16 protein-coding genes and 4 pseudogenes are annotated in these 17,212 nt (G+C 66.9%); 11 read left to right on the top strand and 9 right to left on the bottom strand.

Annotated features, from left to right (window positions below; translation table 11 throughout):
• The first annotated feature begins 331 nt into the window (after window positions 1–331).
• The 3 genes from LGI35_RS01045 to LGI35_RS01035 all read left to right on the top strand — a co-directional run bounded on the left by LGI35_RS01045 (window position 332) and on the right by LGI35_RS01035 (window position 2,604).
• On the top strand, window positions 332–1,318 hold the full coding sequence (locus tag LGI35_RS01045; protein ID WP_227291695.1) for an NAD-dependent epimerase/dehydratase family protein: 987 nt from the start codon (window positions 332–334) through the stop codon (window positions 1,316–1,318).
• A 69-nt stretch (window positions 1,319–1,387) separates the two neighbouring features.
• Entirely contained in the window at window positions 1,388–1,588 is a 201-nt protein-coding gene (locus LGI35_RS01040; protein WP_227291694.1) for a hypothetical protein, read from the top strand.
• Window positions 1,589–1,833: 245 nt separating this feature from the next.
• Entirely contained in the window at window positions 1,834–2,604 is a 771-nt protein-coding gene (locus LGI35_RS01035; RefSeq protein WP_227291693.1) for a calcium-binding protein, read from the top strand.
• A 562-nt stretch (window positions 2,605–3,166) separates the two neighbouring features.
• Here the strand turns inward: LGI35_RS01035 and LGI35_RS01030 are convergent.
• The gene (locus LGI35_RS01030; protein ID WP_227291692.1) at window positions 3,167–4,507 is read right to left on the bottom strand and encodes a COG1361 family protein; all 1,341 of its coding nucleotides are present in this window, start codon (window positions 4,505–4,507) and stop codon (window positions 3,167–3,169) included.
• Between the two features lie 427 nt (window positions 4,508–4,934).
• Here LGI35_RS01030 and LGI35_RS01025 point away from each other — a divergent pair, with 427 nt between their 5' ends.
• Window positions 4,935–5,477 (top strand): hypothetical protein, encoded by a 543-nt coding sequence (locus LGI35_RS01025; protein ID WP_227291691.1) that lies wholly within the window; start codon window positions 4,935–4,937, stop codon window positions 5,475–5,477.
• Window positions 5,478–5,634: 157 nt separating this feature from the next.
• Here the strand turns inward: LGI35_RS01025 and LGI35_RS01020 are convergent, their stop codons facing one another.
• Window positions 5,635–6,000: an HAD family hydrolase gene (locus LGI35_RS01020; RefSeq protein WP_323182887.1), complete on the bottom strand. Its 366-nt coding sequence runs from the start codon at window positions 5,998–6,000 to the stop codon at window positions 5,635–5,637.
• 333 nt (window positions 6,001–6,333) lie between these two features.
• Here LGI35_RS01020 and LGI35_RS01015 point away from each other — a divergent pair.
• From LGI35_RS01015 to LGI35_RS01005, 3 genes and pseudogenes are all read left to right on the top strand, one after another.
• Window positions 6,334–6,432: pseudogene (locus LGI35_RS01015) on the top strand (Hsp20/alpha crystallin family protein); the annotation flags it as partial.
• A 113-nt stretch (window positions 6,433–6,545) separates the two neighbouring features.
• Window positions 6,546–6,926, top strand: a complete 381-nt coding sequence (locus LGI35_RS01010; RefSeq protein ID WP_227291690.1) for a DUF2267 domain-containing protein — start codon at window positions 6,546–6,548, stop codon at window positions 6,924–6,926.
• 166 nt (window positions 6,927–7,092) lie between these two features.
• Window positions 7,093–7,233, top strand: a pseudogene (locus LGI35_RS01005) (DUF2267 domain-containing protein); the annotation flags it as partial.
• A 175-nt stretch (window positions 7,234–7,408) separates the two neighbouring features.
• Here LGI35_RS01005 and LGI35_RS01000 read toward each other — a convergent pair.
• Window positions 7,409–7,928 (bottom strand): annotated as a pseudogene (locus tag LGI35_RS01000) (transposase); the annotation flags it as partial.
• 171 nt (window positions 7,929–8,099) lie between these two features.
• Window positions 8,100–8,615, bottom strand: a complete 516-nt coding sequence (locus tag LGI35_RS00995; RefSeq protein WP_227291689.1) for a winged helix-turn-helix transcriptional regulator — start codon at window positions 8,613–8,615, stop codon at window positions 8,100–8,102.
• A gap of 106 nt (window positions 8,616–8,721) precedes the next feature.
• On the opposite strand from LGI35_RS00995, the gene LGI35_RS00990 reads away from it, so the two are divergent.
• Entirely contained in the window at window positions 8,722–9,507 is a 786-nt protein-coding gene (locus LGI35_RS00990) for an SDR family oxidoreductase (protein WP_227291688.1), read from the top strand.
• 25 nt (window positions 9,508–9,532) lie between these two features.
• The gene (locus tag LGI35_RS00985) at window positions 9,533–9,892 is read left to right on the top strand and encodes a nuclear transport factor 2 family protein (protein WP_227291687.1); all 360 of its coding nucleotides are present in this window, start codon (window positions 9,533–9,535) and stop codon (window positions 9,890–9,892) included.
• A gap of 9 nt (window positions 9,893–9,901) precedes the next feature.
• On the opposite strand, the gene LGI35_RS00980 is transcribed toward LGI35_RS00985, so the two are convergent.
• Window positions 9,902–10,719, bottom strand: a protein-coding gene (locus LGI35_RS00980) for an IS5 family transposase (RefSeq protein ID WP_227300162.1) whose coding sequence is annotated in 2 segments (ribosomal slippage) — window positions 9,902–10,380 and window positions 10,380–10,719 — 819 coding nt in all. Because the reading frame shifts where the segments join, the coding sequence is not laid out codon by codon here.
• An 83-nt stretch (window positions 10,720–10,802) separates the two neighbouring features.
• On the opposite strand from LGI35_RS00980, the pseudogene LGI35_RS00975 reads away from it, so the two are divergent.
• Window positions 10,803–11,616 (top strand): annotated as a pseudogene (locus LGI35_RS00975) (IS5 family transposase).
• Between the two features lie 716 nt (window positions 11,617–12,332).
• Window positions 12,333–13,487 (top strand): glutathione-independent formaldehyde dehydrogenase, encoded by a 1,155-nt coding sequence (locus LGI35_RS00970; RefSeq protein ID WP_227291686.1) that lies wholly within the window; start codon window positions 12,333–12,335, stop codon window positions 13,485–13,487.
• A 673-nt stretch (window positions 13,488–14,160) separates the two neighbouring features.
• Here LGI35_RS00970 and LGI35_RS00965 read toward each other — a convergent pair.
• The 4 genes from LGI35_RS00965 to LGI35_RS00950 all read right to left on the bottom strand — a co-directional run bounded on the left by LGI35_RS00965 (window position 14,161) and on the right by LGI35_RS00950 (window position 17,190).
• Window positions 14,161–14,352 (bottom strand): hypothetical protein, encoded by a 192-nt coding sequence (locus LGI35_RS00965; protein WP_227291685.1) that lies wholly within the window; start codon window positions 14,350–14,352, stop codon window positions 14,161–14,163.
• 110 nt (window positions 14,353–14,462) lie between these two features.
• Entirely contained in the window at window positions 14,463–14,897 is a 435-nt protein-coding gene (locus tag LGI35_RS00960; protein ID WP_227291684.1) for a TIGR03668 family PPOX class F420-dependent oxidoreductase, read from the bottom strand.
• A 33-nt stretch (window positions 14,898–14,930) separates the two neighbouring features.
• Window positions 14,931–15,758: an LLM class F420-dependent oxidoreductase gene (locus tag LGI35_RS00955; protein ID WP_227291683.1), complete on the bottom strand. Its 828-nt coding sequence runs from the start codon at window positions 15,756–15,758 to the stop codon at window positions 14,931–14,933.
• 301 nt (window positions 15,759–16,059) lie between these two features.
• A complete protein-coding gene (locus LGI35_RS00950; RefSeq protein ID WP_323182886.1) occupies window positions 16,060–17,190 on the bottom strand; it encodes a hypothetical protein in 1,131 nt (376 codons plus the stop codon).
• Between the last annotated feature and the right edge of the window lie 22 nt (window positions 17,191–17,212).

The raw sequence follows: 17,212 nt of genomic DNA, 5'->3' as shown, positions 1-17,212 counted from the left end.
ATCTCGTCGTGGTGGTGGACCCCGGGCTGTGGGCGTCGGTGCGCGCAGTCGGGGGAGTGGGCTCGGCCCTCAAGACGGCCGGCTGCGTCTGTGGTGTAGGCCTGCACCGAAGCGAGCACTCCCAGGGGAAGACCCGAGCCGCGGGGCCAGTCGCCGTCCGAGCCGGACCCGAAGGGCTCCAGGTCCAGTTGTTCCATCGCCAGCAGGCCGTCCCAGACGGCCGGTGCGAAGGGGCTGCGCGGGTGTCCCCGGTCGTCGTATCCGGCGGCTGGCCATCTGCTGTCAGCGAATCCGCCTGGCCGGGCGGTGATCCCGGTGCTTGTGTGTCGGTATGGAGATCCTGGTTCTGGGCGGAACGGCATGGGTGGCTCGGGAGCTGTCGCGGCAGGCGATCGAACGCGGCCATCGGGTGACCTGCCTCGCACGTGGCGAGAGCGGAGAAGTCGCGGACGGAGCGACACTGGTCGCCGCCGACCGGCGCGATCCGTCGGCCTACGAGCCCCTGCTCGACCGGGTATGGGACGCGGTCGTCGAGGTGTCATGGCAGCCAGGCTTCGTTCGTGGAGCGCTCGACGTGCTGGGCAGCAAGGCCGGCCACTGGGTGTATGTCTCGTCCGGCAACGCCTACGCCTCCCACGCCACGCTGGGGGCGGACGAGTCCGCGGCCCTGCTCGCCCCGACCGACCGGAGCGAGGTCGACCTCGAGTTGTACGGCGAGGCGAAGGTTGCCTGCGAGCAGGCGTCGACGGCCGCTGTGGGCGACCGCCTCCTCATCGCACGAGCCGGGCTCATCGGCGGCCCGGGCGATCACAGCGGGCGCTCCGGCTACTGGGTCGCCCGCGCCGCACGCGACCCGCGAGGACCGATGCTGGTCCCCAACACACCGGCCATGCCGACTCAGGTGGTCGACGTGCGGGACCTCACCTCCTGGCTGCTCGACGGCGCGGAGACGGGAATCATCGGCACATACAACGCTGTCGGCCCGGTCGTTCCGTTCGAAGAGTGGATCCAGCTGTCCCGCGCCGCCGGCGGGCACACCGGTCCGGTGGTCACCGCCGAATCGGCGTGGCTGCTCGCCAACGGCGTGGCCCAGTACATGGGGTCCGAATCGCTGGCGATGTGGCTGGTCGAGCCGGGCTGGGAAGGGTGGTCGGCCCGGGACGGGTCCGCGGCGCGCGCCGCGGGGCTGCGTCACCGGCCCCCGGCGGAGATGCTGGCCGACACGCTGCGCTGGGAACACGAGCAGGGACTGGACCGGGAAAGGCGCGCAGGCCTCAGCGTCCAGCGCGAGCGCGAGTTGCTCGACGCCCTCGGCTGACGGCGCTGGACCGGCTTTCTTCCGACCTGGGACGAACTGATCGAAGCCAGCCGCGGATTGTTCAGCATCGTGGAGGCGCGCGCCGACCCTGACGACGGCGTCGCCACGGTACGCAGCTGGTTGGAAAAGGCAGAGGCCAACCACGTACGCGGAGCGGAACTCATCGGCGAAAGCGCGGTGTCAGACATCATCAGGGAGCAGAAGACCGCGCTCAGGTTCCTGCGCGAGGGCCGCTTCACCGTCGTTCGCATGGTCTTCGAGAAGGTGTGAGGGCGCCAGCCAGCGATCTTGCCCAGCGTTACCCGTCCGCATCAGACGAGCACCCGAATCCATACCGAAGGGGCTCACTGGAGAGAAGCTGCACCCACACGGCATCGTGCCCTTGCGGCGGGCAGCTACCGTCCGCGCTCCGGTCAGTGCCCAGCGTGCGAAGCGTCTTCCGTACAACCAACCTGCCCTGGTGTGTGTCTTCTCCACGCCCGGACCAAGATCCGGCTCATCATGCCTGGAGAACCATGCGAATCCGAACGGCCGCCACCGCCGCAGGCGGCACCCTGGCGCTGCTCACCGTTCTCGCCCCCGCCGCGCAGGCGGACAGCCACAAGGGCGACACCACTTTCACGTCCGTGACGTTCAGCAAGACCACCGTGAACATCGGCGTCAGCGCCGCTCAGTCCCTGACTGTCGTCGCGACGGCCAAGGACGGCTCCGGAATCAGCGGCATCTACGGAGGCAAGCTGGTCAGCCCCGACGGCCGCATCGCCTTCCCCGACTCCGCCTCGTGCACCCGGCCCTCGTCCACGACGATGAAGTGCACTTGGACGTACACCCTGGACGCGAACGACACCGACGACTATTCCGACCTCAAGAACAGCAACGCTGGCACCTGGCACCTCGACGCCGAGGCCGCGGCCAACGACCACGACTTCTACACGCTCGACACCAGCAAGTCGGTCAAGGTGAAGCGCTACGCCAAGCTGACCGCCACCCAGGCGAGCCCTGAACCCGTGGTCAAGGGGCGCCCCCTGACCGTGACCGGCACCCTGACGCGGGCCAACTGGAACACGAACGTCTACGCCGGCTACAGCGCCCAGCGCGTCGCCCTGCAGTTCAAGAAGTCAGGCGCCTCGACGTACTCCACCGTCAAGACCGTGACCACCGACAGCACGGGCAAGCTGAAGACGACGGTCACTGCGAATTCCGCAGGTACCTGGCGCTGGAAATTCGCTGGTACGAGCACCACCAGCGCAGTGACCGCCACTGGGGATAGCGCCGCCTTGAAGTAGCCCAACAGCCGGTCGGCACCGGAGCTCGGACGGACACAGGGCACGCAGCGCGCATACGAATGCCCGTGACCGCCTGGCTGGCTCTCTTCCCCCAGATGGGCCGCCGACTGTGACTTTGCAGAGGCGCGATGCCGTACCGAGCGGTCCCGACTTTCGGCGGTCGGGACCGTCTGCCGGACGCCCCTGCGCTCAACTCGACGCATTTTTCGTCACGTTGGCAGGAAATCCATGAACGGGGAACACCCGGCCTGTTCGAACGGCTGGGTTCCGGGTGGTCAGGAGAGTTGGTCTCCGCTGGTCTCTCCGGTTGAGCTGCAGGGTCGGGTCGGCGCCTTCGGCAAGTCAAGGCCTGCCGAAGACGCCGAGTGCCAGGAATTGTTGCTCGCGCCACAGGTCGGTGCGGCCGGTCACCGTCGGTGTCGTGCGATTCGCTGTGCCTCGGGCGGCCGGTCCAGGTGATGTTCATCTCAGCGCTGCTTCATCCGCAGCATTTGCCCCTGTCCGTGAGCCCGTCGAGGTTCACGAACGGTCCGTTAGGGGGCCGGGCCCGAGGCGGGCAGTGTCAGGCCTTCGGCGTGGCGTTCACCACGACCTTCGCGGAGTTGTTCTTCGTCTCCGGGTCGAAGGCGAACTCCCCGAAGACGGGACGCACCTCGACCGGTCCGGTGGCGTCCTGCACCACGGTGTCCACGCGCAGCTGGAAGGCGAAGGCCCGCTCGGTGTTCTCCGACACCCAGTACGGCAGGTTGCAGTCGTAGCGCGGGGCTCCCACCCGGTTCGGGTAGTAGCCGCCGGTCAGCGTGCGCGGGCGGCACTCCGTGGGGGCGTCGGAGACGGTCGTTCCCTGCGGTACACGGAATTCGACGACTGCGGCCGGGTCGCCGGAGCCCAGGTTGCCGAACCAGGCGGGGCCCTTGTTTTGGAACCGGACCTCGGCAGTGACCGTCTCGCCGGCGCTCCCCATGACGTTGGTGCCGCGCACCGCGAAGTCTGCCGTGTTGTCGGCGAGTACTGCCTGCGCCACGTAATTGTCGCCGCTGTCGATGTCGGTGACGCCGCCCGCCGGGTCCACGCTGAGATCGAGCCGTTCGTACAGCGCCTTGTCGTTGACGGAGAACACCAGTTGCTCGGGCAGCTCCACGCGGGCTCCCGGGGCGATCTCGTCGTCGAAGGTGCACGTGGCATGCGTCATCGGCGCGTACTCGCCACCGCCCTCGTCCTTGCGGTACGTGCACTGCGGGTATGAGGTGACGAAGTCCAGGCCGTAGGAGGCGCTCATCTTCAGGGTGTAGCCGTGCGCCGTCTCGTTGCCCTCGTTGGTCACGCTGACCGGCCGCGGAAGGTTGGCGCCCGGCTGCACGCCCTCCGCCTTGCCGGGGTCGTTGAGTGCGAGGTCCGGGCCCGACGCCACCGTCACCGTGGTGCTGAAACCCTGCGGCGACTTCATCGTGCCGGACGGCGTGGTGGCCGTAGCCGTGTACGAGACAGTGCCCTGCGCGCCCTTCAGCGCGCCGGTGGCGGCCCGGATCCCCAGGTGCACGGCGTCGACGTTGGTCACCGGGATCTGGCCGTCGACTGTGCACACCGCGACGGTGCCCTCGGGCGTACAGTTCGCCGGCCAGATGATGTCAGCCACTCCGGCGAGCCCGGAGACATCGAGCGTCAACCGCCCGTCGGTGACCGAGACGTTACTGTTGTCGTGGTAGAGCCCGAGGTCGAGCGAGCGGGCCGGGGCTTCGCCGCCGTCGACGCCGAGCGGCACGTTCAGCTCGTACGGCGACTGGATCCACAGCGTGTCGGAGGCCGCTGCAGTCGCAGCTCCCAGGCCGATCACGAACAGGCCCGCGACCGCGGTACCGCACGCTCCCAGCCGCAGGGCGCGGCCGACGGAGACTCTGTGCATTGCATCCCCCAAGAGTGTCGGGGAGCCGGACGCTCCAACTCCTCGACAAGCAGACGATCTTGAAGGGGAGAAGGTTGTACCGCTTGCGACCGGCAACGACGGCGGTGGCCGTCCGCCCTCAACCCGCAGGACTGGAACCGGCAGGGACTGTCCGTCGCCTGGCTCGGGTTCGGCGGGTGAGAACGCTGTAGGAGCAGTACGACGGCTGCCGGACAAACCGCGGAACGGGCCGAGGACGTTGATGCCGATCCCGAATTCTGGCTCTGCTCGGAGTTCATGACGTGAAACGACTCGGTGCCAGCTGGGGCGACCACGATGGAATGTCATACGGACCGGCTCAGGAACCGTTCCCCCAGATCTCGCGTGTCCTCCTTTGTTGCCGACTGTTGCTGAGGGGGACTGGATGCGAGTTCGGACGCTGGTGAGCGTGGGGGTATCGACTTGCGTGGCGCTGGCGGCGTGTGCGTGTGGTCCGGAGAAGTCGGAAGAAGACACCTCCACGGCCGCTAAGGCTTCGCAGTCGTCCGAATCGGCACGGCCCGATGAACCGTCGACCACACCGTCCTCGTCCCCTCGGACCGAGAAGCCGTCGGCCGAGCCGACCGGGGACCAGCCCGCGCTCAGGACGAAGGAGGGCGCGATCCAGCGGTACGAGCAGTACCTCCATGCTGTGGGCCGCGAGGACATCAACACTGTCTGCGAAGTGGCCGGGCCCGCCGCGAAGCAGGCAGAGGACCAGGGGTTCGGCCCGTGCACGTCGACGTTCGTCGTCACGTTCCAGATGATCTCGCCCGCGCAGAAGAAGGCCCTGCGAACCGCGACGGTCGATCCGCAGCACGTCGCTGTGCTGGCCCCCGACAAGGTCGAGATCCCAACCGAAGCGATCAGGGCCTCCGTCACCTTCTCCGAGAGCGAGCTCGGCAGCAGCACCCTGGAGTACCTCAAGAGCAATTGGTACATAACCGATTAAACCCGATCCGTCGTCCGCAGAGCCGTATGGCGAAGGGCTGGCTGATCCCCAGTCCCGCGGGAAGCATGGTGCCGCCGGAGCGGTCGACTGGGATGGGCTCGTGTGATGGACTCGCGCCGGCACCGGGCTGCTCAAGGAGTTGGCACTCCGCTGCCCGCTACGACGGAGGCGAGGCCGTGAACGATCCGCGCCGGGGCGCGCGACCGGCGCGGGCGCGTGCAGTTCTCCGGCCAGCAGGGCATTGCAGCATGCCTGCGCCCGGCTGCCCGTAGAGCGCGTCGTGCGACGCGCAGATCCTGTCGTCGCCGGTGGGGTCCGGGTCCTTCCCCAGGAGCGTTTCCAGCAGGTGATCGCTCCCCATGCCGATGCACCGGTGGATCCGGGTCATGCCGATCCGATGGCCTGCCTGGCGAAGGGCCTCCCACCACGCCACCGTATGCAGATAGACGGTGTCCATCAGTGTCCCGTCCACATCGAAGAGCACGGCCGCAGGCTGCTCAGGCTCGTTACTGGTGTCCGTCATGTTCCTCTCCCAATTCTCGTGCGAGCCGTTATCACTGCGTCCACACTGTTCGGCCCGTCTCCGACCGTCTACAGACCCCAGAGCGTGCGGTATGGGCAGCCCCAGCCTCCGCAACGGCACATGCCGGTTTGATGACGACGGCGATGGCGACGTCGGTCGGCGGAGCGGGCTGTATGACCGCCGGGTGGTGCCGACGGTGCTGGGCCAAGGGCCTTTCAGGCCCGACGCCTGTGCCGTTGTGTCAGTTCTTGGTCGGTTCGCCATCGTTCGTTGTAGGCGGCGGCTGCCCGGTCGTTCAGTGCGCTTCCCCACTTACGCAGTTTCGCGGCGATGGCAGGGGTGCTGACGCTGCGCATCCCGATCGCCGAGCGCGCCAAGCCTCGCAAGATCGCAATCGGCGGGGAGTCCAACCACAAGCAGATCAGTGGCTGAGGAGCCAACTCCCGACCGTACCTACGGCGGAGGACGGGCATCGACCTCCCCTTCCGGCCCCGTCCTCCGCACTCCGTCCTTCGGGCAACGATGCAGAAGGAGCAGTGGTGGCCATGCGATGGGAAGCAATCCTCGGCCACGTGCAGGAACGCGGCAAGTACGCCACACCCCAGAAAGCCGAACGCTCCGCACGCACCGTTCTGGCCCTGCTGGGCGCACATCTGGTGGGGGCGGAGCGGGCCGCTAGGCTCCCGGATACCTTCGCCGTGATTCTTCTCAACCCGCTGCAGGCCACCGAGCCGCTCTCGACCGAGCGGTTCGTGCGAGCGACCGCGGCGTGGATCGAGGGAGCCACGGAGCAGACTGCGGCCTGGGACGTCAGTGCCGTACTGAGCGTGACCGCCGACGCCCCCGGCGAGGACCTCGCCCACCGCATCCTGCTCCAACTGCCCCCGGGCCACGACCTCCTCTTCGGCCATCCCGAGCACACCTAAGCCCGTGAGCGTGCGCCGCTCACGCAAATCAGCTGGGCGGGCCGGCCAACGTTGGCCCACCCTGCCGGCGAAGACGCCCTTGAATGAGAAAGGCAACCACCCTCCGATGCTTCCCTCCGTGAATCGGCCGCTGCCCGGTCCGGCATGACGTTTCAGCATATGGTGGGAAAGAATCCGCTACGAAGGCGCGTATCCCACCGGGGAGCGGGCCGAAGACGTCACGCGCACCGTGCTGGCGGACCTGGGCCGCCGGCTCATCGGCGACGAGCGCGTCGACATCGTCGCCTGCCTCCCCGTAGAGGCCGCTGTGAGGATGTTGGGGTGCCGCCTTGGGCGGTGGTCTGGCCCGCGATACGACTGGCCCTGATGCCTTGCGTTTGATCTGCCGACTGCTGCCTGAAGCGGTGCGTGCTGTCACCGAAACGGTGGGCGTGTCCCGATAGACATCTCGGGATCCGAAGAAGTCAAGTAGCAGCTGCCAATCATGAGTGCGAGGGCGGAGCGAATGCACGTTCCTCGTCGAAGAGGACTCGCTCCTGGAGACAGTGGAACAGCTGCCCGAGCAGGCGGTTGAACAGGTGCCGTTGAGCTTGCGCGTGCCAGTCGTCGATATCCCGCCGGTGGCGGTAGTGGGACTGCGCGCCGGGTGATGAGCGCAGGGAGGAGAAGGCCCAGAGGTAGCCGGCGTGGTGGAGGCGATTGCTCTTTACCACGCGGCGTCCGACATAGTGCCTCTTGCCAGAGGCGCGGGAGATCGGCGCGGATCCGGCGTATGCCTTCAGTCCGCGGGCGTCGGAGAAGCGCCTGCGGTCGTCGCCGGTCTCGGCGAGAACTCGTGCCGCGAGTTGGACGCCGACGTCCGGGAAACTCAGGAGCATCTCGGCATCTGGGTGCTCGCGGAAGCTGGCGTCAACTGCTTCGGCGAGGTCTTCACTGGGCTGGCAGGCTGCTTCGCTGCTTCAGCAGAGCGAGAAGTTGCTTGCCGAAGGCGTTCTTGATGGCGATTCTTGAGAACGACCGGCATTGCTCCTCGCCTCACTTGATCCAGTTCTCGATGAATCGGCGCGATGGGTCTGGGAGGTGTCGGCGGCGAGCCTGGGCGCCTGGTCGATCAGGTACAACCTGTACGTTCCGGCTCGGATCAGGGCTTTCCGAGGCTTGTTCAGGGCAGTCCTACGCCTCCGCGGGGGCGGCCGGTCGTGTCGCGTAACGGTGGCGCATGGCGTCGCTGGCTGCGGGGCCTGCGGTGAAGACGTAGGTGTCGCTGTCGTCGAGTCGGCGGCCGGTCTTGGCGTCGACGACGACGGGCTCGACTTCCTCGCCATTGTGGGCGTCGATGAGGATCATGCTGCGTTCGGCCGGTGTGAGGCGGGAGTTGCCCCACGCGGCCAGGGCGACGATCACCGGTCGCAGGGAGTGCCCGAGTTCGGTGAGGACGTACTCGTGGCGAACGGGGTTGGTCTGGTAGGGCCGGCGCTCCAGGAGCCCGTCCGCGACGAGGGACTTCAGCCGGGTGGTGAGCATGCTGGACGAGATGCCCAGGCTTTCCTGGAACTGGTCGAAGCGTGTGTAGCCGTCGAAGGCGTCGTGGAGGATCAGCAGCGTCCACCACTCGCCGACGTGCTCCACCGTCGTGGACAGCGGGCACTCCCGGTCCTCCAGCCTGATCCGGCTTGCCACGGCGACCATCTCCTCAGTTACTGCTAAAGTCGAAGTTAGTGGCTTCTATTTTAGCAGTTAGCAGTAATGACGGGAGCGGTGCCTTCTGCGCCCGCGCCCGGGAACGGAGCACACCGTGAGCGCATCCATCAGTGAATCCCTCGAAGGCCGGCGTGCTCTGGTCACCGGCGGCACCAAGGGCACCGGAGCCGCCATCGCCCGACGGCTCACCCAGGCCGGCGCTACCGTACTGGTCACCGCCCGCAGCCGCCCCGACGACGTCGGGGAGAAGGCGTTCATCGCCGCCGACCTGTCCACCGCCCAGGGCGCGGCCCATGTAGTCGCCGAGGTGGAGGCCCGCGTGGGAGGCGTCGACATCCTGGTCAACACCCTCGGCGGGTCCGAAGCGCCGGCCGGAGGGTTCGCGGCACTCGGCGAGGACGACTGGGCCAGGGAACTCAATACGAACCTCCTGGCCGCCGTCCGACTGGACCGGGCGCTCCTGCCGCACATGATCACCGCGGGCAAGGGCGTCGTCGTGCACGTCACCTCGATCCAGCGCCGCATGCCGCTGTGGAACGGCACTCTGGCCTATGCCGCCGCCAAGGCTGCCCTGACCACCTACAGCAAGGGCCTGGCCAACGAGGTCGCCCCGCACGGCGTCCGCGTCAACACCGTGTCGCCCGGCTTCGTGCAGACCTCGGCCGCCGACAACCTCGTCACCCGGATCGCCCACGACGCAGATATCACCCAGGAAGCGGCGCTGGGCCGGCTCATGGATTCCCTGGGCGGCATCCCGCTGGGCCGTCCCAACCGGCCCGAGGAGGTCGCCGAGTTGGTCGCCTTCCTGGTCTCCGACCGTGCCTCGGCCATCGTCGGCGCCGAACACGTCATCGATGGCGGCACCACCCCCACCGTCTGAACCCGCCACCATCCCAAGGAGCGTCATGTACGACAACCAGCCCCGCACCAGCGCCCCGGACACCCTGCCCGAGGTCATCACCCGCTACCTGAAAGCGCACCGCGCCCACGACACCGCCACCGCAATCACGGCGTTCACCGACCAAGCCACGGTGATCGACGACGGCAACACCTACGCTGGCACCGAGGTGATCGAGGCGTGGCTCAACCGATCGGTCACCGAATTCACCTACACCATCCACCTCACCAACGCCCAGCAGACCGACGCAACCCGCTACATCGCCACCCACCACCTCGAGGGCAACTTCCCCGGCGGCACCATCGATCTGCGCTACCAGTTCACACTCCGCGACGGCCTCATCGAACGCCTCGTCATCGAACCCTAAGACGTTGTCCTACATGGTGAGTTTGAGGAGCCGTTTGTAGCAGCAGAGGGCTGCGGCGAGGCCGAGAAAGGCCAGGTAGTTGGCGGGTTGGCGCTCGTAACGGGGGCTGAGTCTGCGGTAGCCCGACAGCCACGACATCGTCCGCTCGATCACCCACCTGCGGCGCCCTAATCGTTCGCTGGACTCGACACCCTTGCGGGCGATGCGGACCCCGATGTGCTTGCCCCAGAGCCATCGCCGCAGGTGAGGGATGTCGTAGGCCTTGTCTGCGTGAAGGCGTTGTGGCTTGAAGTAGCGTCCGCGGTAGGGGTCATGTCTCGTTTGGTGACCCTCGACCATGGGTTTCAACGCGAGGCTGTCGTGGACGTTGGCGGCGGAGAGACCGACGATGATGGGCAGTCCGTTCGCGTCCGACAGGATGTGCATCTTGGAACCCGGCTTGCCCCGGTCCACGGGGCTCGGACCTGCGTGTTCGCCCCCTTTTTTGCCCGCACGTGCGCGGAGTCCAGCACGACACGGGAGACATCGACGAGGCCGGCATCGTCCAGCCGGTGCACAACCGCCTCGTGCAGTCGACCCCACACACCGGCTCTCGACCAGATCATGAACCGCCGGTGCACTGTCGACTTCGACACCCCAAAACAGGGCGGCAACGCCCGCCAGGCGCAACCGCTGACCAGTACGTAGATGATCGCGGCGAACAGCGTCTCATCAGGCGTGTTCTGCTTTCCGCCACCCTGCGGCCGCACCCGATCCGCCGGAATCAACGGCCTGGCGATCTCCCACAGCCCGTCCGGAACAATCCAACTCCACGTCCCCTGACCCATGTTGAGGAGCACTACCCAGCCTCACCATGTAGGACACCGTCTAAGACCGTGTCCTACATGGCGAGTTGGGGTAGACGCCCTCTATGGGGAGTGGGCAATGGGACTGGATTGTTCCGGATGGTTTGTGGGAGATCGCCGAGCCGTTACTGCCGGCGGCGCGGGTGCGGCCGCAGGGTGGTGGGGTGGCGAACATCGATGACGAGGCAGTCTTTGCCGCGATCATCTATGTTCTGGTCAGCGGCTGTGCCTGGCGGGCCTTGCCGCCGTGTTTCGGGGCGTCGAAGTCGACTGTGCACCGCCGGTTCGTCATCTGGTCCCGTGCCGGTGTCTGGGGCCGGCTGCACCAGAGAGTTCTTCAACGCCTGGACGAGCAGGGCCTGGTGGACCTCTCACGAGCAGTCCTTGACTCTGCCCACGTCCGGGCTAGAAAGGGGGCGAACTTGCAGGTCCGAGCCCCGTGGACCGGGGTAAGCCCGGTTCCAAGATGCACGTCCTGTCGGACGCGAACGGACTGCCCCTACGCGTGGGAATCTCCGCAGCGAACACCCACGACAGCCTCGCGCTGAAGCCGATGCTGTCCCATTTCCACATGGGACACGATTCCTAGCGGCCGAATCCAAGCCCACGCGCCTGCACGCCGACAAGGCTTACGACATCCCCCACCTGCGGCGATGGTTATGGGGCAAACACATAGGCGTGCGTATCGCCCGCAAAGGAGTCGAGTCCAGCGATCGACTGGGGCGACACAGGTGGGTCATCGAGCGGACCATGTCCTGGCTGTCCGGCTACCGCCGACTCAACCACCGCTTTGAGCGCCAACCCGCCAACTACCTGGCCTTTCTCGGACTCGCCGCAGCCCTCTGCAGCTACAAACGACTCCTCACGCTCACCATGTAGGACACGGTCTAAAACGAGGCCACGCCGGAGAACGTCGCCTATCCGAACCAGGCGTGGCCGGAGAACGTCCGAGCACCCGGCTGCGCTCTGATCGCGCAGTACCGGTCGCAGTTCGGCGTCGGACGCGGGGATCGCGGTCATGCCCTCGCAATGGGCCACTGACAAAACATCGCACCCCGGGCAGCATGAGTACGCCGTCCGGGGTGCGTTCGGGCTGGGGGTTCGGTCAGCCCGTGCCGCCCCCGGCGCTGCCGTAGAAGAGGGCGAACACGGCAGCGATGACGACCAAGGCCAAGCCGACGACCACGGCCATATCGAGCTGCGAGACCCGGCGAGAACTCATTTCGTCCTCAACGGAATCTGGAAGTGATCACTGCTGAGAAAACCTCAGTCTCCAGTTGACATGCAGAGTCCCGGTGGGAGGCTTGAAGTGAATGGTCCGCGGGGCTCACCTGCTGCGTCTAATGCTGCGGCTGAAAAGGTAACGTGAAGCAGCGGCCCGGCCATTGAGGTCGTGCGGCTCCCCGATGAGTTCCTCCCTGGTGAGTTGCTCGCGTCAATTCCGAGTGAGTATTTTGCGAAGCCTGCCAGTGTCGTACTGGGGAAAGCAGCCACGTGCGTCCTGCGTTCGCGTTTCACGCGGCGCATGTTGATTCATTCGTGAATTTTGTTCCTTCCATCGATATTCGAAATATCGGACAGGAGGCGAGAACCCCATGAAGGCTCTGGTGTACGACGGGCCACGTTCGGTGAACGTGCAGGATGTGCCGGACGCGAGGATCGAGCGGCCGACGGATGTGCTGGTGAAGATCACTTCCACCAACATTTGCGGGTCGGACCTGCATATGTATGAGGGGCGCACGGACATGGAGACGGGGCGTGTCCTGGGCCACGAGAACATGGGGGAGGTCATCGAGGTCGGCGATGGCGTGGACCGTGTGCGGGTGGGGGACCTGGTCTGTTTGCCGTTCAACATCAGTTGCGGGTTCTGCCGCAACTGTGACAACGGGCTGACAGCCTTCTGCCTGACCACGCCGGTGGATCCGACGATGGCCGGTGCCGCATACGGCTTCGCGGGAATGGGCCCCTACGGCGGCGGTCAGGCAGAGTTCCTGCGGGTCCCGTACGGAGACTCCAACTGCCTGGTGCTGCCGGAGGAGGCGCGAGAGAAGCAGACCGACTACGTGATGCTGTCCGACATCTTCCCGACCGGCTGGCACTGCACGGAGCTGGCCGGCGTGCAGCCGGGCGAGACCGTTGTCATCTATGGCGCGGGCCCGGTCGGTCTGATGGCGGCGCTGTCGGCAAATCTCAAGAGCGCCGCGCAGGTGATGGTCGTCGACCGTCACCCGGACCGGCTCGCGCTCGCCGAGCAGATTGGTGCGATTCCCATCGATGACTCCAAGGCCTCGCCGATCGACCAGATCAACGAACTCACCCACGGTCTGGGGGCGGACCGTGGGTGTGAGTGCGTGGGCTACCAGGCGCACGACCCTCAGGGTGTCGAGCACCCGAACCTGACGCTCAACAACCTGGTGCACTCGGTGAAGTTCACCGGGACGATCGGGGTCGTGGGTGTCTTCGTGCCGCACGACCCGGGGAGCCCGGACAAGCTGTATAAGGCGGAGGGTGAGGTCGCCTTCGACTACGGCCTGCACTGGTTTAAGGGCCAGTCGATGGGGACCGGCCAGGCCAACGTCAAGGCATACAACCGACAGCTGTGCGCCCTGATAGAGCAGGGCAAGGCCAAGCCCTCATGGATCGTCTCCCACGAGCTGCCGCTGGACCAGGCCCCCAACGGCTACCGGCACTTCGACGCCCGTGACGAAGGCTGGACCAAGGTCGTACTCCACCCCAACGGCTCGAGCTGACCGACCGGGCCATCCCGGGTCAAGGCCCGCCCCGCAGACACCGGGAACCTGGCTTTCGCGCGTTGGCTTTGTTCACTAGAACCAGAATCGACAGCGCCTGGACACGAGATTGGGCAGCACCCGAAGCGCTGCAAAAATCGAACAGTTCATGACTTTGGGCAGCCGGGAGTCATGCAACTCGCTGCGCCGCGGGACGTGCGCCCTCGATTCCCGACCACCACCGTGACGGCGCCGCTCTATCGGGAGGCCTCGAGGGCCCGGGGCCTTACAGACGTCCGTCACCAGAGACACCCAGTTGCCCAACTGCGGCTTCCGGAACCACCTTCACTACGGATTCGAGGTCTTCGCGACAGACACCTTCACAGTCCTGACCGCCACACCGTTCCGGCGTCGGCCATTGGTGTTCCCGAGACGATCAGGAGACAGGCGACCATGCCCATCAAGACTCAGCGGAGGCATCCACGTCACGACACAACTGATCAGCACGAACAGGTCCTGCGCAAAGATGTCCACGTGGCGGCGGTCATCACCAGCACCGGTCTTCTGCTGGACACGCGAAGCTTCTCCGCGACCCGGGAGGGCTATCGCCAACTGCTGTCCTGGGCACGTGCCTTCGGGCGGTTACGGCAGGCCGGAGTGAAGTGCACCGGCTCCTACGGAGCCGCCCTTACATTTAGTGGGCCTGGACCCGGGCGCAGACGGCGTCCATCACGCCCAGGTCGAGACAGGCCGGGTCGCCCGGGAGGGTCTGCGCGATCTGCAGGAGTTCTTGCGGGGGTGACCCGCAGTCGGGCCTGGCTGAGCTGCGGCGTTCGCCGCGCGCCGGGTGGGACGAGCGGTGTCGGGACGGCGGGCGGATGGACACCCAGCTCCTCCGGGGCAACGGCGGTGTCGGGTAGCCGAATAACGGCGACGACGAGCCGTGATGGTGCCGGTACTGGTGATGCCGGGGGCGGCGTGTCTCCTGCCCTACGGTCACCCCCCCGACGCGGCACGCCAGCCATGCCACCGGCGGACGGCGATCACGAGCGCCGGACCGGTCGGCGGGCGCTGCCGGTACGGCGCGTACTTCTCCCGCAACAGGGCGACGGTCGCCGGGTACTCGCCCTGGGTGCCGGGCGGCAGCACACGGGCGTCACCGTCCGCGCGGACCCACCACAGCCGCTCCCAGTCCTCGTCGTACGCGTCGACGAGCAGGCAGACAGCCGGGTGGGCCGCGATGTTGTCCAAGCGTTTCAGCTGCTGTGACCTCTTCGGCTTCCAGTCGACGGCGGTGACGATCTCCTCGCCGTGGGCCGCGAAGACGACCGGCACCAGATGCGGGCGCAGGCCCGCGTCCACCGTCGCCAGGCGCGCAACCCGCGCGGTCATGAACCGGCGGCGCGCCTCGTCCCCGGCCATATCCGGCACGGTCAGCTCCTATTCAGCGGCAGCCGCGAGCTGTCACCGGTGGCCGGACGTGGCCTCGGCCAGTTCGTCCAGGGTGCGCAGCGTCTCGTTCTCCGGCAGGGTCGGCAGATACAGCAGGACGCGTTCGACGCCGAGTTCGGCGTAGGTGTCGAGCGCCTTCCGGTCGTGTCGGCCCGCGTACACCACGACGGACGGGCGGTCACCGGCCGTCCGCCGCATACGCGCGATGCGTTCACCCAGCTTCTCGAGCGGCAGAGCGCTCGGCATCCACGCCGCACCGTACGCGGCGACGCGTTCGAAAGCGCGCTCGCTGTCGCCCCCGACCCAGATGGGCGGATGGGGCTTCTGGACCGGCTTGGGCCAGGCGTAGACGGGATCGAAGTCGACGAAGTCGCCATGGAACTCGGCCTCCTCCTTGGTCCACAGCTCGATCATCGCGCGGATGCGTTCGTCCATGAGCCGCCCACGGACGGCTGGATCCGTCCCGTGGTTGCGCATCTCCTCGCGGTTCCAGCCCGCGCCGACCCCGAACACGGCCCGGCCGCCGGAGATCAGATCGAGGGAGGCGACCTCCTTCGCGGTGTGGATCGGATCGCGCTGGATCACCAGAGCGATGCCGGTGCCCAGGAGCAGGTCACGGGTCGCCGAGGCGGCCGCGGCGAGCGCCACGAACGGGTCGAGCGTCCGGTAGTAGATCCGCGGCAGCTCACCGCCCCCCGGGTACGGGGACTCCCGCTTGACCGGAATATGCGAGTGCTCAGCCAGCAGCAGGGAGTCGAACCCACGCTCCTCCAGGGCGGGTCCCAACGCCTTGGGGCCAATGCCCTCATCGGTGACAAATGTCGATACTCCGAACCTCATCCGCGACCACCTCGTCTCGTCGGCACACCCGCTGTCAGTGTGACGCGGTCGGACGCTCCTCGTCGGGCATGCCCTCCCGCGGCGTGGCGTCCGGACCAGGACCGAACCGGCCTGCGAGACGACGGGGCGACCGTCGCCCGGACACGTACACGCGGGTACGACCCGATACTCTTCTTCACCTGAGGAGTGCAGCTTTCCTGATGACGCACAGGACCCTAGACAAGTCCCATCGTCCCAGGTCAGAGGCACTCCTCGCTTATTTGATCAGCCATCGGACAGCCCACCTCGTGAAAGCGCGAGGCTAGGCTAAATAGTCACCGTGGTCGTCCTGGAGCATGAGGCGACGTTCCTGTTCGCGCTTGGAGTAGGCGGCTGCCCGGATCGCCTCGTCGCTCTCCAAGCCCGATCCCAGTGCGCCGCCCACCGTTGCGACCGAAGCGACGAACCATGACAACGTCCAGTAGCCCGTTGCGTGCAGCGGGGTTCGTGTCATGGAAGCGAACACTTGGTCGTTGAGGATAAACAGCGCCCACACCAAGTTGATGACCATCAAGCCCACGTAGCAGACGAGCACCCCGATACCCACGGTCACGACCGTCGAGGCGTTGTAGAGTCTCGCCCTCTGCCTCGCCTCCAGCGAGCCCTCTGCTGAGCGATGCCATAGCTGCGCGTCTACGATCAGCCAGCCGATCATGACCCCGACGGACCCGATCATGGCGATCACGAGTCGCGGCGCGCTCAGGGCCTCGGCCAGGGTCCAGACAGTGGAGTTCACGGTGGCGACTGCTCCCGTGGCAAGTGCGGCCGCCAGGGCTTTCGACAGACCCGGCACCAACCGCCACGGTCGGTTGGCGCGGACCATACCGACGAGCACCCGCAGGTAACCGCGCGGCCCGCTGACGACGTACCGAAGATCGGCGGTCTCCTCCCCGCCGACCGGGACCGGGTGGATGGGCGCGAGTCGACCGGCAAAGGGCCCCAGCAGCGGCTGACTCTGCGGAGGTCCTTCAGCCCCAGTAGCCTTCGGGCCTGCCAAGCCCAGCACGGCTTCTTCCACGGCCCGCCGAGCCCTCGTATACAGCCGAAAGCCCCCCAGAGAGGGAAGAGACAACAGCGCCAAGCCGTGTTCGTGACTCAGATTCACAACGAGCTTGCGCCCGTGCGTGTGCAGCGGAAGGTCGGTGAGGGCCACGACAATGTCCCAATTCTCAGCTCTTCCGCGGTCCATGATCCGGCGCATCAAGGTGGGCAAGTCCTCGGTCCCTGCGGTGAAGGGCTCACTGACCACCTCGACGTCGAACCGTCGCCCCTGGCCCGACTTGTCGGCGAGCCGAGCAGTAAGTGTCTGGGCCATGCGCCGCGCGATCTCCGTCGGCGCATCCGGATCCGCCAGGAGAGCCACGACCGTAACGCCCTGAGACGACACCCGCATGACTGGACCCTTCTCGTCGGCT

Origin of the sequence: Streptomyces longhuiensis, assembly GCF_020616555.1 — a bacterium.
GTDB lineage: Bacteria > Actinomycetota > Actinomycetes > Streptomycetales > Streptomycetaceae > Streptomyces > Streptomyces longhuiensis.
Note: the sequence above shows the minus strand (reverse complement) of the source record. Positions and strands in the feature narration are given on the sequence as shown.